The sequence below is a fragment of the Pseudomonas sp. JL2 genome (assembly GCF_031570495.1).
Taxonomy (GTDB): Bacteria; Pseudomonadota; Gammaproteobacteria; order Pseudomonadales; family Pseudomonadaceae; genus Aquipseudomonas; species Aquipseudomonas rhizophila.
Window position 1 is genome coordinate 57,807 of sequence record NZ_JAKUDH010000017.1, and the last position, 25,102, is coordinate 82,908.

General features: G+C 62.5%; 24 protein-coding genes. 5 read left to right on the forward strand and 19 right to left on the reverse strand.

Translation table 11 applies throughout. The features are described from left to right. Positions 1–4: 4 nt before the first annotated feature. The 14 genes from MKS85_RS20420 to MKS85_RS20485 all read right to left on the reverse strand — a co-directional run bounded on the left by MKS85_RS20420 (position 5) and on the right by MKS85_RS20485 (position 13,313). Positions 5–1,252: an NAD(P)/FAD-dependent oxidoreductase gene (locus MKS85_RS20420; RefSeq protein WP_188252178.1), complete on the reverse strand. Its 1,248-nt coding sequence runs from the start codon at positions 1,250–1,252 to the stop codon at positions 5–7. Further along, the gene (locus tag MKS85_RS20425) at positions 1,239–2,384 is read right to left on the reverse strand and encodes a sodium:proton antiporter (protein ID WP_223194561.1); all 1,146 of its coding nucleotides are present in this window, start codon (positions 2,382–2,384) and stop codon (positions 1,239–1,241) included. The genes MKS85_RS20420 and MKS85_RS20425 overlap by 14 nt, the downstream gene beginning before the upstream one ends. An 8-nt stretch (positions 2,385–2,392) precedes the next feature. Continuing rightward, the gene (locus MKS85_RS20430; RefSeq protein WP_188252180.1) at positions 2,393–4,732 is read right to left on the reverse strand and encodes an MMPL family transporter; all 2,340 of its coding nucleotides are present in this window, start codon (positions 4,730–4,732) and stop codon (positions 2,393–2,395) included. Further along, the gene (locus tag MKS85_RS20435) at positions 4,716–5,309 is read right to left on the reverse strand and encodes an outer membrane lipoprotein carrier protein LolA (protein ID WP_139048617.1); all 594 of its coding nucleotides are present in this window, start codon (positions 5,307–5,309) and stop codon (positions 4,716–4,718) included. The genes MKS85_RS20430 and MKS85_RS20435 overlap by 17 nt, the downstream gene beginning before the upstream one ends. Then, positions 5,306–5,731: a thioesterase family protein gene (locus MKS85_RS20440; protein ID WP_188252181.1), complete on the reverse strand. Its 426-nt coding sequence runs from the start codon at positions 5,729–5,731 to the stop codon at positions 5,306–5,308. The genes MKS85_RS20435 and MKS85_RS20440 overlap by 4 nt, the downstream gene beginning before the upstream one ends. Then, a complete protein-coding gene (gene hutH / locus MKS85_RS20445; RefSeq protein WP_188252182.1) occupies positions 5,724–7,268 on the reverse strand; it encodes a histidine ammonia-lyase in 1,545 nt (514 codons plus the stop codon). The genes MKS85_RS20440 and hutH overlap by 8 nt, the downstream gene beginning before the upstream one ends. After that, positions 7,249–8,193 (reverse strand): glycosyl transferase, encoded by a 945-nt coding sequence (locus MKS85_RS20450; RefSeq protein WP_188252183.1) that lies wholly within the window; start codon positions 8,191–8,193, stop codon positions 7,249–7,251. Before MKS85_RS20450 ends, hutH begins: the two co-directional genes overlap by 20 nt. After that, entirely contained in the window at positions 8,190–8,924 is a 735-nt protein-coding gene (locus MKS85_RS20455; RefSeq protein WP_188252184.1) for a glycosyltransferase family 2 protein, read from the reverse strand. The genes MKS85_RS20450 and MKS85_RS20455 overlap by 4 nt, the downstream gene beginning before the upstream one ends. A 161-nt stretch (positions 8,925–9,085) precedes the next feature. Beyond that, positions 9,086–10,765, reverse strand: a complete 1,680-nt coding sequence (locus tag MKS85_RS20460) for an AMP-binding protein (protein ID WP_188252185.1) — start codon at positions 10,763–10,765, stop codon at positions 9,086–9,088. After that, the gene (locus tag MKS85_RS20465) at positions 10,762–11,307 is read right to left on the reverse strand and encodes a membrane protein (protein WP_047225938.1); all 546 of its coding nucleotides are present in this window, start codon (positions 11,305–11,307) and stop codon (positions 10,762–10,764) included. Before MKS85_RS20465 ends, MKS85_RS20460 begins: the two co-directional genes overlap by 4 nt. Beyond that, on the reverse strand, positions 11,304–11,558 hold the full coding sequence (locus MKS85_RS20470) for an acyl carrier protein (protein WP_030140951.1): 255 nt from the start codon (positions 11,556–11,558) through the stop codon (positions 11,304–11,306). Before MKS85_RS20470 ends, MKS85_RS20465 begins: the two co-directional genes overlap by 4 nt. A 9-nt stretch (positions 11,559–11,567) precedes the next feature. Further along, positions 11,568–11,828, reverse strand: a complete 261-nt coding sequence (locus MKS85_RS20475) for a phosphopantetheine-binding protein (protein WP_047225937.1) — start codon at positions 11,826–11,828, stop codon at positions 11,568–11,570. Next, complete coding sequence (locus MKS85_RS20480) at positions 11,809–12,618, reverse strand: 1-acyl-sn-glycerol-3-phosphate acyltransferase (RefSeq protein ID WP_047225936.1); 810 nt, start codon at positions 12,616–12,618, stop codon at positions 11,809–11,811. Before MKS85_RS20480 ends, MKS85_RS20475 begins: the two co-directional genes overlap by 20 nt. Then, entirely contained in the window at positions 12,594–13,313 is a 720-nt protein-coding gene (locus tag MKS85_RS20485) for a beta-ketoacyl synthase chain length factor (RefSeq protein WP_076386490.1), read from the reverse strand. Before MKS85_RS20485 ends, MKS85_RS20480 begins: the two co-directional genes overlap by 25 nt. Positions 13,314–13,671: 358 nt before the next feature. On the opposite strand from MKS85_RS20485, the gene MKS85_RS20490 reads away from it, so the two are divergent. Next, positions 13,672–14,442, forward strand: a complete 771-nt coding sequence (locus tag MKS85_RS20490) for a ParA family protein (RefSeq protein ID WP_047225935.1) — start codon at positions 13,672–13,674, stop codon at positions 14,440–14,442. A 122-nt stretch (positions 14,443–14,564) separates the two neighbouring features. Here MKS85_RS20490 and trxC read toward each other — a convergent pair whose 3' ends face one another. Continuing rightward, positions 14,565–14,987, reverse strand: a complete 423-nt coding sequence (gene trxC / locus MKS85_RS20495; protein ID WP_171061286.1) for a thioredoxin TrxC — start codon at positions 14,985–14,987, stop codon at positions 14,565–14,567. A gap of 173 nt (positions 14,988–15,160) precedes the next feature. Further along, on the reverse strand, positions 15,161–15,787 hold the full coding sequence (gene ycaC, locus MKS85_RS20500) for an isochorismate family cysteine hydrolase YcaC (protein ID WP_047225933.1): 627 nt from the start codon (positions 15,785–15,787) through the stop codon (positions 15,161–15,163). Between the two features lie 156 nt (positions 15,788–15,943). Here ycaC and MKS85_RS20505 point away from each other — a divergent pair, with 156 nt between their 5' ends. From MKS85_RS20505 to MKS85_RS20520, 4 genes are all read left to right on the forward strand, one after another. Continuing rightward, positions 15,944–16,849, forward strand: a complete 906-nt coding sequence (locus MKS85_RS20505; RefSeq protein ID WP_188252209.1) for a LysR family transcriptional regulator — start codon at positions 15,944–15,946, stop codon at positions 16,847–16,849. A 166-nt stretch (positions 16,850–17,015) separates the two neighbouring features. Then, positions 17,016–17,297, forward strand: a complete 282-nt coding sequence (locus tag MKS85_RS20510) for a hypothetical protein (protein ID WP_047225931.1) — start codon at positions 17,016–17,018, stop codon at positions 17,295–17,297. Positions 17,298–17,462: 165 nt separating this feature from the next. Continuing rightward, complete coding sequence (locus tag MKS85_RS20515) at positions 17,463–17,759, forward strand: type II toxin-antitoxin system HigB family toxin (protein WP_188252186.1); 297 nt, start codon at positions 17,463–17,465, stop codon at positions 17,757–17,759. Continuing rightward, a complete protein-coding gene (locus MKS85_RS20520) occupies positions 17,756–18,157 on the forward strand; it encodes a type II toxin-antitoxin system HigA family antitoxin (RefSeq protein ID WP_076382957.1) in 402 nt (133 codons plus the stop codon). Before MKS85_RS20515 ends, MKS85_RS20520 begins: the two co-directional genes overlap by 4 nt. A 124-nt stretch (positions 18,158–18,281) precedes the next feature. On the opposite strand, the gene selO is transcribed toward MKS85_RS20520, so the two are convergent. The 3 genes from selO to MKS85_RS20535 are packed head-to-tail and all read right to left on the reverse strand — an operon-like array spanning position 18,282 to position 24,922. Beyond that, on the reverse strand, positions 18,282–19,745 hold the full coding sequence (selO, locus tag MKS85_RS20525; protein WP_107321425.1) for a protein adenylyltransferase SelO: 1,464 nt from the start codon (positions 19,743–19,745) through the stop codon (positions 18,282–18,284). Positions 19,746–19,782: 37 nt separating this feature from the next. Further along, positions 19,783–23,145 carry a mechanosensitive channel MscK gene (gene mscK, locus MKS85_RS20530; protein ID WP_188252187.1) on the reverse strand — a complete coding sequence of 1,121 codons (3,363 nt, stop codon included), beginning with the start codon at positions 23,143–23,145 and terminating at the stop codon, positions 19,783–19,785. A gap of 34 nt (positions 23,146–23,179) precedes the next feature. Continuing rightward, the gene (locus MKS85_RS20535; protein WP_188252188.1) at positions 23,180–24,922 is read right to left on the reverse strand and encodes a potassium/proton antiporter; all 1,743 of its coding nucleotides are present in this window, start codon (positions 24,920–24,922) and stop codon (positions 23,180–23,182) included. Positions 24,923–25,102 lie beyond the last annotated feature (180 nt).

The window sequence follows — 25,102 nt, forward strand, 5'->3', positions numbered from 1 at the left end:
TTTCTCATGGTGCCGGGCTCGCACAGATTTGCGACAGCATGCGCAGGCGCCGCTTGGGTTCGCTAACGAACGGATTGCGCTCATCCCAGGCGTAACCGGCCAGGATCGCGCTGATCATGCGGCGAATGTCTGGCGAGCCGTCGGTGTAGAAAATCACGTCCTGGAAGGTACCGGCGTACCAGCCCTCGACGTAGCAGCGGAAGGTGTCGACGCCACGTTTGAGTGGCTCGGCGAATTCGCTTTGCCAGTCCACGCTTTCTCCTTGCAACTGCCGATGCAGCACCCCAGCGGCCATGCTGGCCGAGCGCATGGCGATGGTCACGCCGGAAGAGAACACCGGGTCGAGGAACTCCGCGGCGTTGCCCAGCAGGGCGAAGCCTGGGCCATGCAGCGTTTTGACATTGGCCGAGTAGCCGCCGATGGTTCGCGCCGGGGTGTCCCATATCGCGTTGCTGAGTACACCGGCCAGGCTTGGTGTTTCGTCGATGAAGCCGCGCAGGCAAGCGTCAAGATCGTCAGTGCGACCGGCGAAATGTTCCGCCGCCGCGACCACGCCGACTGAACAGCGCCCGTCGCTGAACGGGATGGTCCAGAACCACACATCGCGTTGGGTCGGGTGCGTGGTGATAAGGATTTTTTCGCGGTCGAAGGTCGGGGCATCGATGCAGTCTTCGATGTGGGTGAACACCGCCTGGCGCAGCGGAAAGTTCGAGGGTGCCTCAAGGTCCAGCAGGCGTGGCAAGACCCGGCCATAGCCGCTGGCGTCGAGGACGAAATCGGCTTCGACGAGGTACGCGCTGCCGTCTTCACGCTGGACGCCCAGTTGTGGTTTGGCAAGTGAGAAGTCGGCGCCGGTGATGGCCTGCCCATAACGGATCTCGACACCTTGCAACGCCGCCTGATCGGCCAGCAGCTTGTCGAAGTCGGCGCGCTGCACCTGGAAGGTGGTGGGCTTGCCTTTGCTGAAGGTATCGCCGAAATCGAAGGCGCTGTAGCGCTCGCCCCAGGCGAACGCCGCGCCATTCTTGCGCTGAAACCCGGCGGCATTCACCGCCTCGAGCATGCCGGCCTCTTCGACGAAATCCAGGCAATGGGACAACAGGCTTTCGCCGATGGAAAACCGTGGGAAATGCTGGCGCTCGATGACCAGCACATCGTGGCCCTTGCGCTTGAGCAGCGCGGCGGCGATGGCGCCAGAGGGACCTGCGCCGATGACGACGACCTGTCGACGTTCCATTTCAACTGTTGGCACTGGAGCTCCTGGCCGGGACGGCAATCGAGGGAATACGGTGGAAGCCGGCCAGGGCCGGCAGCAATGTCGCGATCAGGCCCATCAGCATCAGCGCAAAGTACACCGCCGGGCTGATGAGCTGTTGTTGTAACAGCAGGTTGAGGAACACGATTTCACTCAAGCCGCGAATATTCAGCAAGACACTTTCGCGCCAGCGACTGGCGCCAGGGAACGAGGCCCCGGCCCAGCCCAATCCCAGCCAGTTGCCCAGCAGTTTGCTGGCGATGGGTAGCAGCAGCAATGCGCCGATCTGGAGCCAGTCGAGGCGACTCAGGGCGCTGTGGACGCTGATCTGCACGATGCCGAAGGTGAGGATCAGCGGGATCGCCAGGTAGGTCTGCAAACCTTGCATCCAGTTCGTGTTGAGCGGCAACACCAGCGGCACCTTGAGCGCGGCCATGCACAGCAGATAGCCGATGCCGACAATCAGCGCGTTGAGCCGGTAGTGTTCGGCCACCACCAGCAAGGCGAAAAAGATCCCGCTGTGCAGCAGCGGCTGGCGCAGGCCAAGCAGTCGCAACAGCAGCGGCACACAGGCACCGGCCAACGGCAGCAACAGGCTGGCCAGGTGCAGGCTGCCTTGGGCCAGGGCGAACAGGCTCCAGCAGATCAAGTCGATCAGAATCGCGGTTTGCACCAGGCGCCGAGTAGCGGCGGGCGGGTAGTCGATGTGACGCAGGTACAGGTACAGCACCGGGATGGCGGTGATCGCAAACAGCAGCCCCACCGCCAGGGAACTGATCCAGGGCTGGGGCGGTAGCAGCCAGAGCGCGGTCGCCAAACCGCAGGCGAATGGAACGCCGAAGCTGGGCAGGGCGACTTTCACGCTCTGGAGGTCCAGCCGCAGGTCGATCACGTCGCTGAGGATGTGCCCCAGCAACAGGGCGAAGGCGAGGCTGTAGAGATTGCTCAACCACACCGGCGCCACCAGTTGCGCGCCGTTGAGCTGCCAGCCTGGTTCGATCCAGAAGTACATCAGCAACGGCAGGCCAAGCGTCGCAAACAGCAGTTGGCTGACAATCGGGATCAGTCCGAAGCGACGACCGATGACTGTCGCCACCGCGAACAGCCCCAGGGCCATGAGCCAGAACATCAGGATGATCACTGGGCCGGCTCCGTAACCGCTGCCGCGTGGGCCTGATGTCCGGCCCACGGCGCTAGCATGAAACTGAAGGCCAGCCCCAGGCTGACCGCCAGGCCGAAGTTGCTCACCGCCGGCGTGCTGGAAACTGCCAACAGGCCGAACGACAACCAGGTGGTGACTGCCGCCAGCAGGGTGCCCAGCAGGCTCACCGCGGCGCCGCCTATCTGTTCGCGCATCAGGATCGCGTAATCGACACCGATGGCGGTGACCAGCAACAGACCGAACAGACCGAACAGGGTCAGTGGCTGGCCCAGCCAGCCGAGGCTCGCCAGGCTGCACAGCGCCGCCAACAACGGCAGGGCGACGACGCGAAGGGCGCCGCCGACACCGAACGGCCAGGTCAATAACAGCAAGATGAGCACGCAGGAGGCCAGTTTCAATTCGGCGGCGCTGACTTGCGTGGCGGCAAAGACCCGGTTCAGGTCCCCCAGACGATCGACCAGTTGTACGCCGGGCAGATCCAGCGTCTGCACCCTGAGCAGCGCTGCATCATTCAAGCCTTGCAGGCTGACCACCGCCGCCACGCCCTCCGCCGTCGGGCCGAGCCAGAGTGTGCGGTACGGTTCGGCCAGGGGGCCGGCCAGTGCGGTATCGATGTCGGTCACCGGCAAGGCCTGCAATTGCGTCAGTTCGGCTTGCAGTGCGGCGACCGGCACTCCCAGGTCCAGCAGCGGTTGCCAGAACGCCGGCAACCGGGCCAGGGCGTCACGCACTTTCTGCTGTTCGGCGGGCGGGCTGACCAGTTGGTTCAGCGACAGGTAGCCCTCAAGCTTCTCCAGGCCAATCAACTGCTCCAGCCGCTCGTTGAGCACCGTTTGACGTTCCAGCAGGTGTGACTGGTTATCGGCGCGGATCAGGAAGAACTGGCTGGTGGGTTGGAAGCCGGTGATACGGGCGATGGCCTGGGCTTCGTCGGTCAACTGCTCAGGCGTGCCGATCCATTGGCGAATGTCGTTTTTCGTGGTCAGTTGCCAGAGGCCGCCGGCGCAGAAGATCAGCAAGAGCCCCAACAAGACCGGTGTTCGCACCCGCGCCAGCAGCGCTTCGCGCGCCCTGAGCAGGTGTTCGCACAGCCGCAGCGGCCACTGGGCCGGGTGTAAGTCCACGCCCTTGAGCAGTGCCGGCAAGAGGCAAACCGCTGTCAGGTAAGCACCGATCAAACCGGCGGCGGAAAAGATCGCGATCTGGGTCAGGGCCGGGAACGGCGTCCAGGCCAGGGCCAGGTAGCCGATGCAGGTGGTCGCCAGGCTCAGGCTCAGTCCCGGCAGGGTCAGGCGTAGGGCCGACCAACTGCGCCACGGTTTGAGGCTCCAGCTTTTGGACAGGTAGTGCAGCGGGTAATCCACCGCCACACCGATCAGGCTGGAACCCAGCACCAGGGTCATGACATGCATGCGACCGAACAGCGCCACGCAGGCCACCGCGCCGAACAGGATACCCACCAGTACCGGTACGAATGCCAGCCACGCTCGCAAGCGTCGGAAGGCCAGCAACAGCAACAGCAAAATGCCGATTGTCGCCCCGCCGCCCACCCAGGTGATTTCCCGCGAAGCCTGTTGTTGGCCACTGGCGGCGTACAGCAGGCCGCTGGCCGCCAGCAATTGCCCTTGGGTCTGGCCCGCCTGATCACGGCTGCGTTGCAGCAGATCGGCCACTTGCAGCGGCAGGTCCATGTCGAAGGCGTTGCCATGGGTGCGGGCGCGCAACAGCACCCAGTGTTTGCCGTCGGCTTCAGCGATCAGCGCGCCGCTGCCCACATCCAGCTGTATCGCACCGCGTTGGGGCTGGCTGTTCTGGATGCGCCCGGTCAGGCCCAGCCAGTCGTCCTGGCTCGGCACCAGGCTGAAGCCGCTGAACGGATCGAAGAGCGCCTGCACCCGTTGCTGAATGAAAGCCTGGGGCTGATCGATCAGTTGTTGCCGATCCGCGGCCGAGAGCATCGCCAGTCGCCCCTTGAGCAATTGCATGCGCAATGCCGGCAGATCGGTCTGCAACGTCCACTGGACCTTGTCGAACAAACCGCTGGCCTGCCATTGCTCGCCAAGGGTTTGCGCCAGGGCGATCGCCTGTTGGCGCTCGGTGTGCCCGACCAGTAGCAGCACCTCGCGGTTGAGGGGTTCTTGCATGCGTTGTTCGGCGATGAGTTCAAGCGCATCAGGAGCGGTACCGGGCACCAGCTCCATGAGGTTGGCCGACAGCGGCGCGCCATTGCGCCACTGCCAACCGGCCAGCGCCAGCACCGCCAACAGCAGAATCAGGAACAGTCGCGGCAGCTTGTGTTCACTCGGCAAAGTCATGTTGCTCCGCTTCGCTCAAGGCTTTCGCGCTGGTGCTGTCCTGCATGCGCAGCACGGTACGGTCACCCTGGGTTTCCAGCAGTTCGATACGCTGCACCAGTTCGCCGCCATCGATGTTGATCTGGTTGAAGATTTGTTTGAGCAGCACCGAGCGCGGGGTCAAGGTGAGCTTCCACTGCTGCGGTTGGCCCGACAGACTGAGGTCGAAGTCTCGTTGCAGGCCGCTGCTGTCGCCCTGTAACACCGCAAGGAACAACCGATTCTGCTCGGCGCCGGCACTCTTGTTCGGCAGTGTCTGCCAGGTGTCGCCATCGCGCCGGGCGATTCCCTGGGGGGTGATGCGGTAATCCTGCTGCAGCGGGGTTTGCAGCAGCCACAGCAGGCCATGGTTTTTTGCCAATACGAAACGGCCCTTGCTGGTGAGCGGCTGGGGTAGGGCGCGCAGGTGTTTTTCCTGGATGAACTGGCCGTGGATCACGTCCGGGCGCGCCAGTTGTTCGCTCAACTGTTGCAAGTCGAACGCCTGGGCAAAGGGCGCCAGGCCCCACAGCAGCAGCCAGATGAACAGGCGCTTCACGGTAATTTCCTTTCAACGGCTTGGACAAAGACCCGCGGCGAGGCCAACAGCATTTCGCGACTCGCGACGTCCACCGCCACTTGCACCGAGCTGGCGCGGGTCAGGCGCTCACCCGTGGCTGCGTCGCTGATCAGGTAATTGATCTTCAGGCGGCTCTCCCATTCCACCAGGCTGGCGCGCACGGTCAGGGTCTGACCGAACACGGCGCTGCGCACGTAGCGCAGTTGCAGGTCGATCACCGGCCACGCATAGCCGGATGCGAGCATGTCGTTGTAGTTGTGGCCGATCAGGTCGAGCAAGGCGCAGCGGGCCACTTCCAGGTACTTGACGTAATGACCGTGCCAGACCACGTTCATCGAATCGACATCGAAAAACGGCACCACGATCTGCGTTTCGACGTGCAACACCCCTTGGCTACGCATGCAGCCTCCAGTGTTGTTCGGCGATGCGTTGCAGGCACAGGCGCAATTCGCCTTCCAGGGCGCGATCCTCGATGACCGGCGGGAAATCCACGGCCAATTGTTCGTGCATGTCGGCCAAGGCCGACGGCAGCGGTCGGGCATCTTCGGCACGGCTGCGCAGCCACACGCCCTGGTTGGCGGCCAGCAGCGTCGCGGCGGCCACTTGTTCGGTCAGTTCCAGCACGCGGATCGCATCCCGGGCAGCGATGGTGCCCATGCTCACTTTGTCCTGGTTGTGGCATTCGGTGGAGCGCGAGAACACGCTGGCCGGCATGGTGTTTTTCAAGGCTTCGGCGGTCCAGGCGCTGGTGCCGATCTGCACCGCCTTGAAGCCATGGTTGAGCATCGCTCGCTCGGCGCTGGCGCCGGACAGGTTGCTCGGCAAGCCGTGGTTGTAGCGTTCGTCGACCAATAGCGCGAGCTGGCGGTCCAGCAGATCGGCGACGTTGGCCACCAGGTTCTTGAGGCTGTCCATGGCAAAGGCGATATGCCCGCCGTAGAAATGCCCGCCGTGCAGTACGCGCTCGGCTTCGGCGTCGATGATCGGGTTGTCGTTGGCGCTGTTGAGCTCGATTTCGATGAATGAACGCAGCCAGTTCAGACTGTCGGCCAGCACGCCGAGCACGTGGGGGGCGCAGCGCAGGGAGTAGCGATCCTGCAGGCGATGCAGCGGCGCGGTGGGGGCGTCGATCGCCAGGTCCTTGCGCAGCCACGCGGCCACTTGCATTTGCCCCGGATGCGGCTTGGCGGCGAACAGGCGCTCGTCGAAGTGCTCCGGGTTGCCTTGCAGCGCGACCACGTTCAGCGCGGTGATGCGGGTTGCCAGTTGCAACAGGTAGTCGGCGCGGGCGAAGGCCAGGCAGGCCAGGCCGGTCATCACGGCGGTGCCGTTCATCAGCGCGAGGGCTTCCTTGGGCCGCAGCACCAACGGAGTCCAACCGAGTTCGCGGTGCACATCGGCGGCCAGGCGGCGTTCGCCAGCGAACATCACTTCCCGCTCGCCGGAGAGGGTGGCGGCGACGTAGGACAGCGGCGTCAGGTCCCCGCTGGCGCCCACCGAGCCTTCTTCCGGAATCAGCGGCAGGATGTCATGTTCGAGAAAGGCCTGGAGTCGCTCCAGCAGTTCCACGCGCACCCCGGACACGCCGTGGCACAGCGACTGCAAACGCGCGGCCAGCACGGCGCGGGTGGCCTGCGGGTCCAGCAGTTTGCCCAGGCCGCAACCGTGGAACGTATACAAGTGACGGGGCAGGGCCTCGACGTGGTGCAACGGCACGGCCACCACGCAGGAGTCGCCGTAACCGGTGGTCACACCGTAGATCACGCCTTCCTTGTCCAGCAAAGAGTCGAGGAATTGCGCACCCTTGGCGATGCGCTGGCGGAATGTCGGATCGTCCTGCAACCGCGTCTGCACCTGACGATTGGCCAGGGCCAGTACGTCCTCGATGCGCAAGGGGCGTTCGCCGAAGGTTACCGGCTCAAGAGTGGGCATCGTCATCGGTCTTCCAGAAAGGGTAAAAGTTGAACCACTGTTGCGGTGCCTGGAGGCAATAGTGCGCCAGGCGCTGGGCGTAGAGGCCGGCCCAATGGGTGATGACCTGCTCGCGGTCGCTGCGTTTCCACACCACGGCCTCGGCGAAGGGTTCGAGGGTGACCCGATAGCGTCCCTCGTGCTTGAGGCACATCAGCAGGTTGATCGGGCATTTGAGCAGCCCGGCCAGCAGCCAGGGCCCTTGGGGAAATGCCGCCGGGCGACCCATGAAGTCCACGGTCACAGTGCGTGCGCCGTGCAGCGGTATGCGGTCGCCGGCTATCGCCAGCCACTCGCCGCGTTCCAGGCGTTCGCTCAGTTGCAGCATGATCACCGGGTCCAGCTCGCTGACCTGGATCAGCCGCAGATGCGTGGCGCCGGCTTCCCCCAGCAAACGATTGAACTGTTCGGCGTGCTTGGTGTGCACCAGCACGTTCATGGTCACTTTCTCGCCCAGCTCGGCCAGGGCCCGGCACATTTCCAGGTTGCCCAGGTGTGCGCCCACCAGCATCTGCCCACGGCCGTCGCGCAAGTGATCGCGCAGCAATGCCGGATCGACGATTTCGATCTGTTCCAGGCTCAGCTTGCCGTTCCAGACGTCGAGCTTGTCCAGCAGGGAGTCGGCAAATGCCATGAACTGCCCGAACACTCGCCAATGGCTTGGGCGCAGCTCGGTGCGGCCGCTCCAGTCGGCCAGGCGCTGCTGGTATTGCCAGGCTGCCTGCCGGGCGCTGCGGCCGAAAATGAAGAAGTACAGGACGATGCCGTAGAGCAACGGGCTCAATAAGCGGCGGCCCAACACCTTGGCGGCGAACGCGGTGAGTTTCATCAGCCAGAAACTGCCGCGCTCCTGGCGGTCGGCCCAGTGCTGCTTGTCTGTCTCAAGGCTCATGTTCGCCACCGTCGCCAGAGAATCAGGGGGGAGCGCACCAGCATGCCGAAGAACAACCGGGTGTGCATGCTGGAAATCAGTACGTTGTCGTGGAACAGGCGAAAGTGCGAAACCCCGTCCAAGGGGTAGTGAACCCGGGTACGCAACCAGCGCATCGGTTGATTGCGCCAGGCCAGGCGCACCAGGATGTCGGAGTCGAAATCCATGCGCTTGCCAATGTTCGCCGAATCGATCAGCGTCAGGACCGGTGGCAACGGGTAGACCCGAAACCCGCACATCGAGTCGCGGATTTGCAGGGACAGGCTGTTGATCCAGACCATGACATGCGTCAGGTAGCGTGCATACAAGCGGCCTTTGGGCACGCTCTCATCGTATTGGGGATAACCGCAGATCACCGCCTCCGGGTGAGCGCGGGATTGCTCGATGAAGTTCCTTACGTCGCCAAGATCGTGTTGCCCGTCGGCATCGACCTGCAGGGCGTGGCTGAAGCCCAGGCGCGACGCTTCCCGCAGGCCGGTCATCACCGCGCCACCCTTGCCTTGATTGACCGCCAGCCTGACCAGATGGACCTGTTCGCCCTCGGCCAGCCGCTCCAATACCGCCGCGCAGGCCGGGCTGCTGGCGTCGTCCACCAGCACGCAGGGCAAGCCGTTGGCGAGCAGCGCTTGCACCACGGTCGCGACGGCGGTTTCGTGGTTGTAGACCGGGATGACGGCGCAGGGGTTATGCATGGTTTGCGCCTTCCACCGATCCATTGTGAACAGGGCGCTTATTGTGGCGAGGGAGCTTGCTCCCGCTCGAGTGCGCAGCACTCGCCCGGCGATTTGAAACGCTTGGGGCTGCTTCGCAGCCCAGCGGGAGCAAGCTCCCTCGCCACAGGAGGGCGGTGCAATCAATCATCGGCCACCCCCAGGACAATCCGCCCACTCGAACAGGCCGCCGTGTCATTGCGATAAGCGAAGTACAGCTTGCCGCGCTCGCGGTCGAAACGCAGGTGCAGTTGGATTTCATCGCCGGGGCGCATCAGTTGCTGGAACTTCAGCACTTCCATGCCGACGAACCGCGGCGGCAGGTCCATCAGTTGTCGGCCCAGGCTCAAGGCCCAGTCGACCTGCACCACGCCGGGGAGGACCGGTGCGGTGGGAAAGTGGCCGCTGAAATACGCCAGGTCCGGGGGCACTAGCAGTTGCAGGCTCCATTGCCCGTCGGTTTCGACCTGTTCGAGCACTTGCGGGGCTTTGGGGCGCGCAGCCATCAGCAGGGCTTCGACTTCGGCCTGGGGCAGCTTGCCTTGGGCGTTGAGCGGCAACTGCCGCAGCCAGCGCCAGCGCCGAGGCAAGGCGAGGGTTTCGCAGTGTTCGCTCAAGTGACGGCGCAAGGCCTCGGTCACGGCGCGTCGACCCAGGTTGCGCAAGGCGTGCAGGCCGCTTTCGCTCAGCACCAGCAGCGCCCCGAGGGAGGCGCGGTTTTCCTGGACCACCCCCAGTCGGGCTTCGCTGACCCAGTCGTGGGCCATCAACGCCTGTTCCAGCATGGGCAGGGAGATGCGTTTCTCTTCAAGCTTGACGATGCGATCCAGCCGCCCGAGCAGTTCGAAGCGTCCATCCCCGGCGATCCGCGCCGCGTCGGCGGTGTGTTCCACATGGCCGGCCGGCAGATAAGGCGAGGCGATCAGCAAGGCGCCGTCACTGTCCTGGCTCAGCTTTACGTCGGCGAAGGGCTGCCATAAGCCTGCGCCCTGACGCCAGGCGATGCCGCCGGTTTCCGAACTGCCAAAGATTTCCGTCGGCCATTGCCCCAGCCGCTGGTGCAGGCTTTGGGCGGCCTCGGTCGGCAAGGCACCACCGGAGGAGAATACCCGGCGTACGCAGCTCAAGGCTGGCCAGTCGAGGTTATCGCCCATGCGCTTGAGCAAGGCCGGGCTGGCGACCCAGGCAAAAGCCGGGTACTGACGGCTGGCGCGTTGCAGGTCTTCGGGAAAAGCCAGTTGCCGGCGCACGAATGTACGCCCGGCACACAGCGGCCACAGCACCCGAAACAGCAGGCCATAGATGTGCTGGGTGGCGACGCTGCCGATCACGCAGGCCGGGCCCAGGTCGGTGCCCCACAATTGTTCCAGGGCCTGGACTTCGTTGCTCAACTGACGCAGATTTTTCTCGATGCGCTTGGGCTCGCCGCTTGACCCGGAGGTGCACAGGCTCAGCCAGCACTGATCGAGGTCCAGTTCAGTGGCCTCAAGGGGGGCTTGTCGCAGGTCGTCGAGACGGATGTCCGTGGGTTGATCGGTCAACCACAGGTCGACGTCCGCCGACCAGCGCTGGCGGGTCTGGGCTTGCAGGTCGGCCGGGAGCAGGACGCTGGCCCCGGCGCGCCAGGCACCGAGCAGGGCCACCGCCAGGTCGGCGGCGTCTTCCAGGTGCACCGCTATGCGCCGTACGCCGCGGGCCTGCAGACCGGCGGCCAGGCCCAGCGCCGCGTCCCGCAGTTGCGAGTGGCTCAGCGCCGGGTCGACGGCCACAGCACGGTCCGGCTGGGCTCTGAGCAACATCTGCTCAAGTGTTATCCAATTCATGGGCGGCCTCTTACCCGTTGTCGTATAAGCCATTCAATGGCAAACAGCAGCCCCATCAATCCGTAGGAAATCAGGCCGGTGTACAACATCCACCAGCTCAGCGGCGCCCAGAGGGTGAGGGCGGCGGCGAGCAAGCCGTTACACAGGAAAAACACACTCCAGACCACCGTGACCTGGCGGGTATACACCACCGCGTTGGCCGGTAGCTGCGGTTCGCGCAGGCGCGCCAGGCGCTCGACCATCGGCGGACCGTATTTCAGACTCAGGGCGAACAGCCCGAGCATGAAGGCGCTGATCAGCACCGGATACCAGCGCAGCAGGAGCGGGCTGTCGAACAGCGCGAGCAAAACACTGAAGGCAATTGCCGTAACCGCCATCCAGCGGCTGCCGGGCCCGCTTTTACCGAGCAATGCCCGGGCCAGCCACAGGCTACCCAGCAGCAGGCCGAACTGCCATGGGGCGAAATGCTCCATGCCGAAATACACCGCAAAGGGGTACAACAGGCCCACCAGCAGCAGGCCGAGGCCAATCAGCCGGGTCATGCGGCCGGTTGAACCAGTCGATAGACCGCCTCGACCACGTCGTTGACGGTGCGCACCGACTTGAACTCTTCGGCGGCGATCTTCTTGCCGGTCTGGCGCTTGATGTGGTCGATCAGGTCGACCGCGTCGATGCTGTCGATTTCCAGGTCCTGATACAGGTTCGACTCCAGCGTTACGCGCTCAGGGTCCAGCTCGAAAAGCTCGACCAGAGCATCGCGCAGGGTATTGAAAATGTCGTCACGAGTTTGCATGGTCCGGTCTCAGGCTACGCGATTTGCAGTGACGAAGGCCGCAAGGCTTGCCACATTGCTGAAATGGTTGCGGGTGTCCTTGGCGTCGGCATCGATCTTGATCCCGTACTCCCTCTGGATCGCCAGGCCCAGCTCCAGGGCATCCACCGAGTCCAGGCCCAGGCCTTCGCCGAACAGGGTCTGATGGTCGCCGATATCGTCGGTGCTGATGTCCTCCAGGCCGAGGGCGTCGATGATCAGCTGTTTGATGTCATGGTGCAGATCGCTCATCTTCGGCGAGCTCCTTGATGTAATAGTGATGCAGAAAATCGTTGAGCCTGCGCGAAGCCTGCGGCGCAGGGCCGAGCGCGGCGAACGCCTGTGGATCTATATCGGCCCCCACGTGGAAACTGAAGTGCACGCGGCGCTGAGGGATGCGATACCAGGGTTCGGCCTTGGTCAAAGTGGTGGGGCTGACCTTGATGGTCACCGGAGTGAGGATTTTCGCACCTCGCAGCGCGATGGCCGCTGCGCCCCGATGAAAGGCCGGTGGTTGGCCTGGCCGAGTACGGGTGCCTTCGGGGAACACGATCAGGCTCTGGCCGTCCTGCAGGGCGTCGCTGGCGGCATCAAGCATGTCCATGCTGCCGTCGTTGCTGATGTATTGGGTCGAACGCAGCGGGCCGCGGGTGAAGGGGTTTTCCCACAGGCTCTGCTTGACCACGCAGTTGGCGTCGCGCACCAGGCCGATCAGGAACACCACGTCGATCAGCGACGGATGGTTGGCGATGATCATTTGCCCGGGGCGACCGAGTTTCTCCGCGCCGTCGATCTGATAGGTGAGCACGCCGGTGCGGGCCATGAAACGGATAAAGAACCAGAACAGTCGCCCCACAGTGCGGCGGGCTCGCAGGCGGTGGGCCTGGGCGTCGCCGGGCAGCCAGGCCAGCAATGGAAACACCAGCAATCGCAGGCACAGCCCGCCTAGCCCGAACAGGACGAAGCTTGCCGCAGTCGCGATCAGGCGCCAGTAGTAGGCGTCGCGATGTTTACCGTTCACCGGTTGCGTTGCCAGGTCCATACACGATTCTTCCAGGCATGTTGGCAGGTGGATAGGTTGTTCAGCAGCGTACGCAACAAACCCAGGGCATGGGGCCAGTCGCTGGCGGGCCTTTGACCGGCCTGGGTGGACAGGTCCAGTTGCCAATCGTCGCCTGGAGTCAACAGCAAGCCCACTGCATAGGGGAAGGGCACATCGTTGACCCAGGGAGCGTACACCTGGGGTGGCTGCTCTTCGGTGATCACCAGCAGCACCGCCGCCGCTCCCTCGTTCAGCAGCGCAACGGCTTCCAGGATCCCGTGTTCCAGCCCGTCGCCCGTGGCCGCCAGGGCGGTCATTTCGCTGGTTTCGCCGCGCAGGATCGACCACAGGCCGATCACGGCGTTATGCACCGACAGGCTGAATTGAGTCGGCGATAACGGTTGGTTGGCTGCCAGGTCCTTGAGAATCTCAAAAGTACGCGGGGTTTCGCCGTGACGGGAAATAAAGACCAACGGCAGGTTCGACCGGCCTTCGGCCAGCGGCCAGCCCACGCTGAAGGCCATCCGCGCCAGGCGACTGAGGCGACGGCGCTGCATGGCCGGCAGAAACGAAACGTCAGGGGCGGCATCGCTGGCGGGCAACACGACCGGCTGTCGGCTCCATGCCTGCCAGTCGTCCACGCTTTCGAGCCCAGGGGCCCACGCGCGCCATTGGGCGATGTTGAAATTGATCACAAATACACCCCACCCCTGCGGGCTTTTATTGTCACGGTTCAGTGGTTTGACCCGCGTCCAACCCTGCATGGTCTTGCGACCCAAGTGGCGCGCATTATCCGGGTGCGGTTGGCTTGTAGCAAATGCTGGTTACATTTTGCTCAGCGAAATGTACCGGTTCGTTCGTCCAGGCGCAGACAAGAGCCATTGTCGCGATTATGACGAGTATGTCTGTCGGACGTTTCTGTCACTCTTGCGCCAAGTTGATGCTTCAGGGGTGGAAAAAACCTCCGGCGTCGTAGTCCGTCCGCAGCGAAGGTAGCGAAGGGGTATCGAGGCCTACTACACTCGGGAATCTTTGATACACGGAGGTTTTGACATGCGGCGCGTGGTATTCAATCAGAAAGGTGGCGTGGGCAAGTCCAGCATCGCCTGCAATCTGGCAGCGGTCAGTGCCAGCGAGGGGTATCGCACGCTGTTGGTGGACCTGGATGCCCAGGCCAATTCGACTCAATACCTGACGGGCCTTACCGGCGACGACATCCCCATGGGTATCGCCGATTTCTTCAAGCAAACCCTGTCGTCCGGGCCCTTCTCGAAAAAGAACAAGGTGGATATCTACGAAACACCGTTCGACAACCTGCACGTCATCACTGCCACCGCCGAGCTGACGGATCTGCAACCCAAGCTTGAGGCGAAACACAAGATCAACAAACTGCGCAAGTTGCTCGAAGAGCTGGGCGAGGATTACGACCGGATCTATCTGGATACCCCGCCCGCCTTGAACTTCTATGCGGTTTCGGCACTGATCGCCGCTGATCGTGTGCTGATTCCCTTCGATTGCGACAGCTTTTCACGTCAGGCGTTGTACGGTCTGTTGGCGGAAATAGAAGAGCTCAAGGACGACCACAACGAAGGGCTCGAAGTCGAAGGCATCGTCGTCAATCAGTTCCAGGCGCGGGCCAGCCTGCCGCAGCAGATCCTTGACGAACTCATTGCCGAAGGCTTGCCGGTTTTGCCGGTGTACCTGAGCAGTTCGGTGCGCATGCGAGAATCCCATCAGGCGAGCTTGCCCCTGATCCATCTGGACCCGCGTCACAAGCTGACCCAGCAGTTCATGGAGTTGCATAGCTTGCTGGAAAGCGCCTGATTGACGGGCGTATACAAGTCCACTGTGGGAGCGAGCCTGCTCGCGATTGCGGTGGCACATTCAACATAGAGGTAGCCAGGCAGTCCGCTATCGCGAGCAGGCTCGCTCCCACAGTGCTGAGGTCAAATCCCCTGGCCGCGCAACCAACTCATCAACTGCGGCAACGGCAATGCCCCGCTCTGGCGCGCCACTTCGCGGCCGTCCTTGAACAGGATCAGGCTGGGTATCGAGCGGATCCCCAGCTGTGCCGATAGCTGCTGGTTGGCTTCGCTGTCGAGCTTGGCCAGGCGGCATTTACCCACCAGTTGCGTGGCAGCCTGTTCGAACACGGGCGCGAAGGATTTGCATGGCCCGCACCAATCGGCCCACACATCCACCAGTAACGGCAGGTCACCCTTGATCTGGCTGGCATAGTCGCCTTGCTTGAGTTCGAACGGTTTGCTCAATAACACCTGGGCCTTGCAGCGCCCGCACTTGGGCTCATCGCCCAGGCGTTCGGCGGGGATGCGGTTGAGCCCGTTGCAGTGGGGGCAGGGGATCAGCATTGGGACAACTCCGGAAAAGATCATTGGTAAAGATTTGACCACCGTGTAGAGCACACCGCAAACACTTGTGGGAGCGAGCCTGCTCGCGATTGCGGCCTGACAGTCAATACATCATTGACTGTCCTGCCGTCATCGCGAGCGGGCTCGCTCCCACAGGGGTTACGCGTTGCCGGTTACTTCGCGCTGGTCAGCGTGTTGTAGCTGGTCATCAGGTTGCGGTAGTCCGGGATGTGGTTGGAGAACAAGGTCGCCAGCCCTTCTACATCGTTGCGCCAGTCGCGATGCAGTTCGCAGGCCAGACCGAACCAGGTCATCAATTGCGCACCCGAGGAGGACATGCGGTCCCAGGCCGATTGACGGGTCAGCTCGTTGAAGGTGCCAGAGGCATCGGTGACCACGAACACCTCGAAACCTTCGGCCAGGGCCGACAGTGCCGGGAAGGCTACACAGACTTCCGTGACGACGCCGGCGATGATCAGTTGCTTCTTGCCGGTGGCTTTGATCGCCTTGACGAAATCTTCGTTGTCCCAGGCGTTGATCTGGCCGGGACGGGCGATGTACGGCGCGTCCGGGAACAGGCTCTTGAGCTCGGGCATCAACGGGCCGTTGGGGCCGGTTTCGAAACTGGTGGTGAGGATGGTCGGCAGCTCGAAGTATTTGGCCAGGTCGGCCAGGGCCAGCACGTTGTTCTTGAAGCGGTCCGGGTCGATGTCACGCACCAGCGACAGCAGGCCAGCCTGGTGGTCCACCAGCAGAACGGCGGCGTTATCTTTGTCGAGACGCTTGTAGGAAGTGGTCATGGCGTTAGTCCTCTAAGTTTTGGCTGCCGAACGGTTCGGCGTGGTTAAAGTTTTCAGTGTTGGTGTGTTGCTAAGCGATGGACATAGATTAAAACTGGCACCTTTGATGCGCTAGACTGCAAAAATCAGCCTTAGCGTTCTATTTGGAGAACGATCATCGAAGACCTCAATACGCTTTACTACTTCACCCAAGTGGTCGAGCACGGCGGTTTCGCCGCCGCCGGCCGAGCGCTGGACATGCCCAAATCGAAGCTCAGCCGGCGCATTGCCCAACTGGAAGAACGCCTTGGGGTGCGGTTGATCCATCGCTCCAGTCGTCATTGCTCGTTGACGGAGATCGGCCAGGCCTACTACCAGCGCTGCCTGGCGATGCGGGTCGAGGCCGAGAGCGCGGCCGAAGTGATCGAGCGCAACCGCTCCGAGCCCCAGGGCCTGGTGCGTATCAGTTGCCCGACAGCGTTGCTCAACAGCTGGGTCGGGCCGATGCTGACCCGCTACATGCTCAAGTACCCACGGGTGGAGTTGTTCATTGAGAGCACCAACCGCCGGGTCGACCTGATCCATGAGGGTTTCGATATCGCGTTGCGGGTACGCTTTCCGCCGCTGGAAAACACCGACATGGTCATGAAAGTACTGGGCAACAGCACCCAGTGCCTGGTAGGCAGCCCGGCCTACCGCGAGCGCCTGTCCTCACCCGCTTCACCGGCGGACCTGCACGGTTTGCCGAGCGTGCACTGGGGGGCGGCGCAGCGTGAATACCAGTGGGAATTGTTCGGCCCGGACGGCGCCAGCGCGTTGATTCGCCATGAACCACGCATGGTCACCGATGACCTGCTGGCCCTGCGTCACGCGGTACTGGCGGGTATCGGCATCGCTCATCTGCCCGCCGTGGTGGTGCGCGAAGACCTGGCTGCTGGCCGGCTGGTGGAATTGGTACCGGGCTGGACGCCCAAGTGCGGGATCGTCCATGCGATCTTCGCCTCCCGGCGCGGGTTGCTGCCGTCGGTGCGCACGCTGATTGATTTTCTGGCCGAAGAATTCAGCCAGAGTGATATGGCGTAGGGCGCAGGCAGCATTACCACCGGATTTCCCTTGTGGGAGCGGGCTCACAATCCAGGCATTTTCCCAGGACATTTATCAAGACTGCCATTCATCAGGTGCGCCGCACTGAAAACCCCCCAGGCCCTCAAAAAAACACACAGCACCTGTTCGCAACCCAGGAGGCCCCATGAGCAATCCTCAAGACCCGACCATCCCCCAGGCACCAACGAACCCTAACGACGACGGCTTCGTACTCGGCACTGCCGGCCGCGACGAAGACCCGAACGCCGCCCCGTCCTACGCCATCGACCGTCGCCACGAACGGGATGAACTGACTCCCGAAGACGCCCGCGGCATGCCCGGCTACCCCGAGAAAAAACCGCCGGCCAAACCGGCTGGTGAAGCAGAGAGTGGCGAGGCAGAACCGGGCATCGAGACGCCTGAGCAGGGCAACGATAAGGTGGGGTGAGCAGGGCTCACATCCGCTCACATTTTTTGCCGAAGTCTTGAAGCCTTGAGTGACTAGGCTAAAAAAACACTTCGGCAACCTTCTGTCTATTCGGCTCTATCGCAATTTGCGATGCGTCCGATCTGTGTTTAACTCCTCCATAGCAAAATGCGATAAGGACATTGCATGCATGTGATCACTGAGAAGCGCATCTGGGAGGCCAAGGAAAAATGGCCGCGCTGCGCCAATTCGCTGGATCAATGGTATCGGCTTATCAAACGCAACAGCCCGGCTGACTTCGCTGCGATGAAATCCATTTTTCCCGCAACCGACAAGGTCGGTCCGCTACATGTGTTCGATATTGGTGGCAATAAATTGCGACTGATTGCCGTGGTTCGCTATCGGCCTCAGCGCTTGTACATCAAATGCGTGCTGGATCATCAGGAATACGACAGAGGCAAGTGGAAGGAGGAAAAGGGATGAGTGCACTAATCGAACAAGTCGCCGCCCATTGGGAGTTTGTGTCGCCCCTGCTGCGCAAACCCAGGAACGAGGAGGACTACGACCGGTTGGTCGCAGCTCTCGATGAATTGCTGGAATTGATTGGTGAAGACGAAGCCCATCCCCTTATGAGCCTGGTGGACATCATCGGCGAATGGATCGAGGCTTGGGATCACCAACATCGGCCAATGCCCAAGGCCAGCGGCGTCGAGACACTTCGCTACCTGATGCGCGAGCATGGGATGAGCCAGAGCGACTTGCCGGGCGTCGGCACCCAGTCGGTGGTATCGGAGGTGTTAAGCGGCAAGCGCCAGCTCAATTTGAGGCAGATCCGCTGGCTGGCGGGGCGCTTCGGCGTGTCGGTTGAAACCTTTATTTGACGTTTCCCTGTGGGAGCAAAGCTTGCTCGCGATACAGGCTCCTCGGTTTATGGGGAAGACCGAGTTGTTTTCATCGCGGGCAAGCCTTGCTCCCACATGCCTTGCCCTCGCAAGACTGAAGGTTTTACGACGAACAACTGATCTCCAGATGTTTGCCCCACTCCGGCGGACGTTGCGCGTAGCTGTCCATGCCCGGCTGTTCTTCGAACGGCCTGCTCAGCACCGTGTGCAGGCGGCGGACTTCTTCGTAGTCGCCTGCCTCGGCGGCGTCGATGGCTTTCTGCGCCAGGTAGTTGCGCAGCACATACAGTGGGTTCACCGCGTGCATGCGGACGCGACGCAGGTCTTGATCGACAGGGCCTTCGCGGCTGACGCGGGCAACGTATAGCTCGCCCCAGGCGTCGAAGCCCTTGAGGTCGACGAAGTCATCACGCAGGGCGGCGACGGCCTGTTCGGGGGACTGATCGCCTAGCCGGCGGAAGAACAGGCTGTAGTCGACGCCGCTGTTTTGCATCAATTGCAGCAGGCGCTCCACCAGGTTCTGGTCATCCTCCTCGGCGCTGGTCAGGCCCAGGCGGCGGCGCATCAGGTCCAGGTAGTGGGCCTGGTACAGCGGCAAATACAAACCGAGTGTTTCACGCAGGGCCTCGACGCTGATGAACGGCGTTAGGGCCTGGGCCAGTGCGCTGAGGTTCCATTGGCCGATTGGCACCTGGTTGCTAAACGAGTAGCGGCCCTGGTCGTCGGAGTGGTTGCAGATGAAGTTGGCGTCGAAGTCGTCGAGGAAGGCGAACGGCCCGAAATCGAAGGTGATGCCCAGGATCGACATGTTGTCGGTGTTCATCACACCGTGGCAGAAGCCGTAGGCTTGCCATTTGGCGATCAATTCGGCGTTGCGCTCGACGATTTCGCGGAACATCGCCAGGTACGGCTCCGGTTGTTCGCGGCACTCGGCAAAGTGCATGTTCAGCACATGCTCCGCGAGGGTGGCATGCAACTCGGGCTTTTTGGTGTAGTAGAAGTATTCGAAATGCCCGAAGCGCACATGGCTCGGCGCCATACGCAACACCATGGCGGCGCGCTCCTGCTTTTCGCGCCATACCGGGGTGTCGGAACCGATCACGCATAAGGCGCGTGTAGTCGGTATGCCCAGGGCGTGCAGCGCTTCGGACGCCAGGAACTCGCGGATCGAGGAGCGCAATACCGCCCGTCCATCGCCCATGCGTGAGAACGGTGTCTGGCCGGCGCCCTTGAGGTGCAGGTCCCAGTGGTCCCCGGCCTCGTTGTATACCTCCCCCAGTAGCAACCCGCGGCCGTCCCCCAGTTGTGGGTTGTAATGGCCGAACTGGTGGCCCGAATACACCATCGCCCGTGGCTCGGTTTCAGCCCACAGCTTGTGTCCGCCGAACAGCTCGGCGAACAGCGGTGCCTGGGCTTCGACTGGGTCCAGGTCCAGCAATGCCATGGCTTGGTCGCTGGCAACGACCAGCCGGGGATTGTCGATGGGCTCGGGTAGCACGTGGGCCGAGAAACCGTCGCCAAGACGGGCGAAGCGGTTATCGAAGGTCAATGTTTCCAGGGTTTTCATGGCCGTCTCCGGCGCGATGCCCGCAGGCTTCGCGCGATCAGTCGAGGGTGGCTGCCGGCGGCTCTGGCAAGGACTTGGGCCCTGGCGTGAGGGGAGGCTCAGGCGTCGCGGTTTTGTCTCCAGGCAAGACAGGTGTCAGCTTGTATTCGAGGCCTTGAAGATTTTTCAAGGAAACTTCTACCTGCCGGAACGCAATGCTGATGTTCTGCTTCTTGAATTCGCGACTGATGAACCGGTTGATCTCGTCCAGCACAGGATTGCGGTCACCCAGGTCGCGCACATGCATGCGCAGCTCATGGTCCAGGGTACTCTCCCCGAAGTTGAGGAAGTACACGAGTGGTTCTGGTTCTTTCAGCACGCGCGGGTTCTCGCGGGCAGCCTTGAGCAGCAGTTCCTTGACCAGATCAAGGTCTGATCCGTAGTCGACACCCAGTTTGAGGGTTACTCGGGTGACGGTGTCGGTCAGCGACCAGTTGATCAACTGTCCGGTGATGAACGTTTTGTTCGGAACGATGATGTCTTTACGGTCGAAGTCGGTGATGGTGGTGGCACGGATACGGATCTTGCTGACCGTGCCCGACAGGTTGCCAATGGTGATGGTGTCGCCGATCCGCACCGGACGTTCGAACAGGATCATGATCCCGGAGATGAAGTTGGCGAAGATTTCCTGCATGCCGAAGCCCAGGCCGACTGAGAGCGCGGCCACCAGCCATTGCAGCTTGTCCCAGCTCACGCCCAGGGTGGACAGTGTGGTGACGAAGCCGATGCCGGCGATCACATAGGACAGCAGCGTGGTGGCGGCATAGGCGCTGCCCTGGGCCAGGTTGAGCTTGGACAGGACGAACACTTCCAAAAGTCCCGGCAGGTTACGTGCCAGGGCGAAGGTGATGCCGATGATGATCAGGGCGCCGAGCATGTCACCGATGCTGATGGGCACCATGCTCATGGCGGCGCCTGTACCGCTGGTGTACTCGTAGAGGGTGATGTTGTCCAGGTAGGAGAACACGCTGATCAGGTCCGACCAGACCCAGTACAGCGCGGCGATGAAACCGCCCAGCAGCGCCAGGCGGATCAGGCGCAGGGACTGTTCGTTGACCTTTTCGATGTCCAGGGTCGGTTCCTCGACCACTGCTTCGCCATCACCGGCTTCCTTGGTCGCCTGACGCTTGGCCAGGGCGCGCTGGTAGGCCAGGCGCCGCGCCGCGACGGACAGGCCGCGCACGAAGGTGGCCTCGATCACCAGCCAGAACATCAGCAGGTACAGGGTATTGATCAGTCGGTCGCTGAGTTTCAGGGCGGTGTAGTAGTAGCCGAAGCACACGGCTACGAACAAGGCGATGGGCAGCGCGGTGAACATCACCCCGACGGCCTTGCGGAACAGCGAGGTGTTCTGGTGGGTCGGGCTGCTGAGCAACAGGCGGCTGAGCAGCCAGGCCATCAGGGCGTAGCAGGTCAGCACCACCGGCATGCCCAATACATCGTCGGCCAGGGCCGAGGGTTGCAATTCGGCCACGGCCACCACCGCGACCAGCGCCAGTACCACCAGCCCGAGCCGGCGGATCCAGCCCTGGAGGAATTCGACCTGGGGTTTTTCCCAGCGGAAATGCAACTCGGCCACGCCACCGGGCGCCAGCACCCTATAGGCGGTATAGAACACCAGCCAGGCCTGGCCGATCTGCAGCAGCGCCGCGCCGAGGTTGGCGTTCTGGCCCCGGGCGTCGATCTGCAGGGCGTAGCCGCACAGGGCCAGCGCCAGGGCTACCGGCATCGCCAGCAGGATATTGATCAGAATCGCCTGGGGGGTGTGCCACTGACTGTCACGCTTGAAGTGGCCGACGTCCTGGTGAACCTTGTTCAGCCGGGCATACAGATTCTTGCGTCGCCACAGCAGAGCACCGATGAGCAGCGCCAGGGGCAGGAACAGCAGCGGCCGCTGGGTCAGGCCGTCCGCCAGCTCACTGAGACTCGAGGCCCAGGGTAGCGAGTCGATCTGTTTTTCCAGGCGCGCCGGCACGCCCCGCATCCATTCGAAATCCAGCGGCTTGTTGCTGGGAATCCAGAACATTTGCTCTTCCAGGGTCGCCCGCAAGTTTTGGGCGGTACTGAGCAGTTGCTTCTGGTTGAGCTGCAAGGTGATGGATTCGTTAAGCACCGCGCTCAACTCGCGGTTCAGCCTTTCCAGCAGGTCGACCCGGGTCAGGGCCAGTTCCAGCAGGGTCTTGCGCAGTTGCGGCGTGACTTGCTCGGCAGGCTGCGAGGCCAGCAGATTGTCGACATAGGCGCTTGGGTTGTTCAGCAGTTCGCGTTGTTGACTGACTTCGAACTGGTACAGGCGGATGTCGGCAATCTGGTCCGCCAGATTCTTGTCCAGTTCCAGGCGCGGCAGGGTTTGGCGCTGTTTGTAGAGAATCTTGGACAGCAGCAGGCTGCCCTTGAGTACGCTGATCTGCTCGTCCAGGGCCGCGTCGGTCTGGGTAACGCTGTCCAGCAGTTGCTTGGTCTGCAGGTTCTGCTGGGTGACCTCATTGAGGCGGTCGGTGCTTTTGAGCAGATAGTCGGAAAGTTTCAGGTTGGCCGTGCTTTCGGTCGCCAGCAGGCTGCTGCCGCCGGCCTTCTGGGCTTCGATGGATTGCTGGGTCACCGTTTCCTGGGACTGGGCCAGTCGCTTCTGGTTGATCAGCGTCTGCAGGTCCTGGATTTCCTGCTCCATGCGGTCGATCTTTTCCGTCAGCAAGTCGTGCTGACTGTTGCCCAGGTCTTGCAACTGGCTGTTGCCGGCCAGTTCCTGGCGCCGCAGCGGAATCAGGGCATTGAGTGCGGCCAGTTCGGCGTTGAGCTGGTCGCGCTGTTCGCCGTTCAGGGTTTTACCGGCATCCTTGCCCGTCTTGAGGATGGTGTTGATCTGCTGGATGCGGGTCTGGCTGCTGGCGATTTCGGCCTGGGCGCGCTCGGGGCGGGTCTGGGCGGTGATGATCAGGCTGTTGGCATCGGCCAGGGCTTTTTGCAGGTCACTCTGCTGGGTGGAACGGTCCGTCAGCATCTGTTCGAGCTGGGGCACCGGCAGGTTGGCGTAACGCTGTGCCACCGGCACCACGGGGGTGCTCTTGAGCCGGGCCAGCTCGCGCTGGTTTTCAATGTTTTGCTTGGGGGCACTGGCCAGCTGCTGTTTGAGATCGACCAGCTTCTGCTCGTATTCGGCCTTGCTGGTGAGCTGTGCCAGGGTCTTTTGCAGGGTCTCCTGCAAGGCCTTCTGCTCGGCTTCCGGCAGTTTGCGGTCAGCGATTTTGTCCAGGCTGGCCTGGACCGAAGCGCTGGTGAGCGGTTCGGCGGCTTGCAGTGGGCAGACGGAAAGACTCAGGCCCAGCAGGGCAATGGTTAAAAAGGAGCGCAGGGTAGGCATAGAGACCGGTCGAGCAAGTGAAAGTGGGAGCAGTTTAGAGGAACAAGCCGGGACCCGGGCGACTTCCTTCGGGGAATCTGACGCCCACTTTGCCGATCTTGTTCCCGTCCATGACCGCAACGGTCCAAAGGGTGTTGTTCCAATCCACCTGGTCACCGACTACTGGCGCGCCACCGACTTTCTGGGCGATGAAACGGCCCAGGGACATGTCCGGATCGATGCCGTCCAGCTTCAGCCCGTACAGGGCCGCAACCGCGGCCAGCTGGGCGTCTCCTTCGAGTACGAAATCGCCGAAGAAGCGCAGATCCAAGCCCCTTTGCGGTGCCTGGCTGAACAGTTTTCCAAGGGCCGGCAAATCGTGTTCATGGCCGATCACACACAGCAAATCACCGACTTCCAGCACCGTACTACCCGACGGATGGAGCAGTTGCTGGCCACGAAACAGTGCCGCGATCCGTGTACCGTCGGGCATTTTCAGATCCCGCAGGGGCGAGCCGATGCACCATTTCTCCGCGCCGAGGCGATAGATGAACAGTTCCCACTCGCTGGTGACGTGGACCTCCAGCGCTGCCCGGGAGATCGGCAGGGGTTCTGGCGGGACGGTAACGTGCAACAGTTTGGCGACCCACGGCAGGCTCGTACCCTGCACCAGCAACGACACCAGCACGATAAAGAACGCCAGGTTGAAGTAGAGCTGGGCGTTGGGCAGGCCGGCCATCAACGGGAACACTGCCAGGATGATTGGCACCGCGCCGCGTAGGCCGACCCAGGAAATGAATACTTTCTCGCGGCCATGGAAAGCCTTGAACGGCAACAGCCCCACCATCACCGACAGCGGACGTGCGATCAGGATCATCCACAAGGCCAGGCCCAGGGCCGGCAGGGCGATCGGCAACAGGTCATGGGGCGTGACCAGCAGCCCCAGCACCAGGAACATGCCGATCTGCGCCAGCCAGGCCATGCCATCGAGCATGTGCAGGATGCCATGACGGCTGCGCACCGGGCGGTTGCCGATCACCAGGCCGCACAGGTAAACCGCGAGGAAGCCGCTGCCGTGCAGGGCATTGGTCAGAGCGAACACCGCCAGGCCGCCGCTGATGACGAGGATCGGGTAGAGCCCGTTGGCCAGGTTGATGCGGTTGACCAGTTGCAGCATCAGCCAGCCACCACCCAGGCCGATCACCCCGCCGATGCCGAATTCACGCAACAAGTGCCCCAGCAGGTTCCAATGCAGACCGGTTTCACCGCTGGCGAGCATGCCGATCAGGGTTACGGTCAGGAACACCGCCATGGGGTCGTTGCTACCGGACTCGATCTCCAGTGTCGCGCTGACCCGCTCGTTCAGGCCCTTGCCGCCCAACAGCGAAAACACCGCCGCGGCATCGGTCGAGCCGACGATGGCGCCAATCAGCAGACCTTGCATCAGGTTCAGATTGAACAGCCACGCCGCCGCCAGGCCGGTCAGCCCGGTGGTGATCAGGACGCCAACGGTGGCCAGCGACAATGCTGGCCACAACGCCACGCGAAAGCTCGACACCCGCGTGCGCAGGCCACCGTCCAGCAGAATGACCGCCAGCGCGAGGTTGCCGACCAGATAGGCTGTGGCGTAGTTATCGAACAGAATCCCGGCGCCGTCGACACCGGCGAGCATGCCCACGGCCAGGATGATCACCAGAATCGGGATGCCCAGGCGGGACGAAAGAGAACTGACCAGAATGCTCGCACCTACCAGCAACGCGCCGATCAAGAACAGGCTGTTGATGGTCGTCGCAGTCAAAGGCAGTACTCCGAGCAAGCGTGGGGGGCGGGCGCAGACTGACCATGCAGTCTGCGTGCCAGCGATTCTAACCTGTTGAAATGTGATGCTGTCAAAAAAGGTTGGCGGATTGTGGGGTACAAGCGCGGCAGCAATACCGTGGCGAGGGAGCTTGCTCCCGTTCGGCTGCGAAGCAGTCGT

Bases quoted from the DNA above. Each gene is read 5' to 3' on its own strand.
- MKS85_RS20455 (WP_188252184.1), bottom strand. From the start codon at position 8,924: ATGCATAACCCCTGCGCCGTCATCCCGGTCTACAACCACGAAACCGCC.
- MKS85_RS20490 (WP_047225935.1), top strand. From the start codon at position 13,672: ATGCGGCGCGTGGTATTCAATCAGAAAGGTGGCGTGGGCAAGTCCAGC.
- MKS85_RS20450 (WP_188252183.1), bottom strand. From the start codon at position 8,193: ATGAGCCTTGAGACAGACAAGCAGCACTGGGCCGACCGCCAGGAGCGC.
- MKS85_RS20425 (WP_223194561.1), bottom strand. From the start codon at position 2,384: ATGTTCTGGCTCATGGCCCTGGGGCTGTTCGCGGTGGCGACAGTCATC.
- MKS85_RS20430 (WP_188252180.1), bottom strand. From the start codon at position 4,732: ATGACTTTGCCGAGTGAACACAAGCTGCCGCGACTGTTCCTGATTCTG.
- MKS85_RS20515 (WP_188252186.1), top strand. From the start codon at position 17,463: ATGCATGTGATCACTGAGAAGCGCATCTGGGAGGCCAAGGAAAAATGG.
- MKS85_RS20475 (WP_047225937.1), bottom strand. From the start codon at position 11,828: ATGAGCGATCTGCACCATGACATCAAACAGCTGATCATCGACGCCCTC.
- hutH (WP_188252182.1), bottom strand. From the start codon at position 7,268: ATGACGATGCCCACTCTTGAGCCGGTAACCTTCGGCGAACGCCCCTTG.
- ycaC (WP_047225933.1), bottom strand. From the start codon at position 15,787: ATGACCACTTCCTACAAGCGTCTCGACAAAGATAACGCCGCCGTTCTG.
- MKS85_RS20510 (WP_047225931.1), top strand. From the start codon at position 17,016: ATGAGCAATCCTCAAGACCCGACCATCCCCCAGGCACCAACGAACCCT.
- mscK (WP_188252187.1), bottom strand. From the start codon at position 23,145: ATGCCTACCCTGCGCTCCTTTTTAACCATTGCCCTGCTGGGCCTGAGT.
- selO (WP_107321425.1), bottom strand. From the start codon at position 19,745: ATGAAAACCCTGGAAACATTGACCTTCGATAACCGCTTCGCCCGTCTT.
- MKS85_RS20470 (WP_030140951.1), bottom strand. From the start codon at position 11,558: ATGCAAACTCGTGACGACATTTTCAATACCCTGCGCGATGCTCTGGTC.
- MKS85_RS20480 (WP_047225936.1), bottom strand. From the start codon at position 12,618: ATGGACCTGGCAACGCAACCGGTGAACGGTAAACATCGCGACGCCTAC.
- MKS85_RS20460 (WP_188252185.1), bottom strand. From the start codon at position 10,765: ATGAATTGGATAACACTTGAGCAGATGTTGCTCAGAGCCCAGCCGGAC.
- MKS85_RS20465 (WP_047225938.1), bottom strand. From the start codon at position 11,307: ATGACCCGGCTGATTGGCCTCGGCCTGCTGCTGGTGGGCCTGTTGTAC.
- MKS85_RS20440 (WP_188252181.1), bottom strand. From the start codon at position 5,731: ATGCGTAGCCAAGGGGTGTTGCACGTCGAAACGCAGATCGTGGTGCCG.
- trxC (WP_171061286.1), bottom strand. From the start codon at position 14,987: ATGCTGATCCCCTGCCCCCACTGCAACGGGCTCAACCGCATCCCCGCC.
- MKS85_RS20520 (WP_076382957.1), top strand. From the start codon at position 17,756: ATGAGTGCACTAATCGAACAAGTCGCCGCCCATTGGGAGTTTGTGTCG.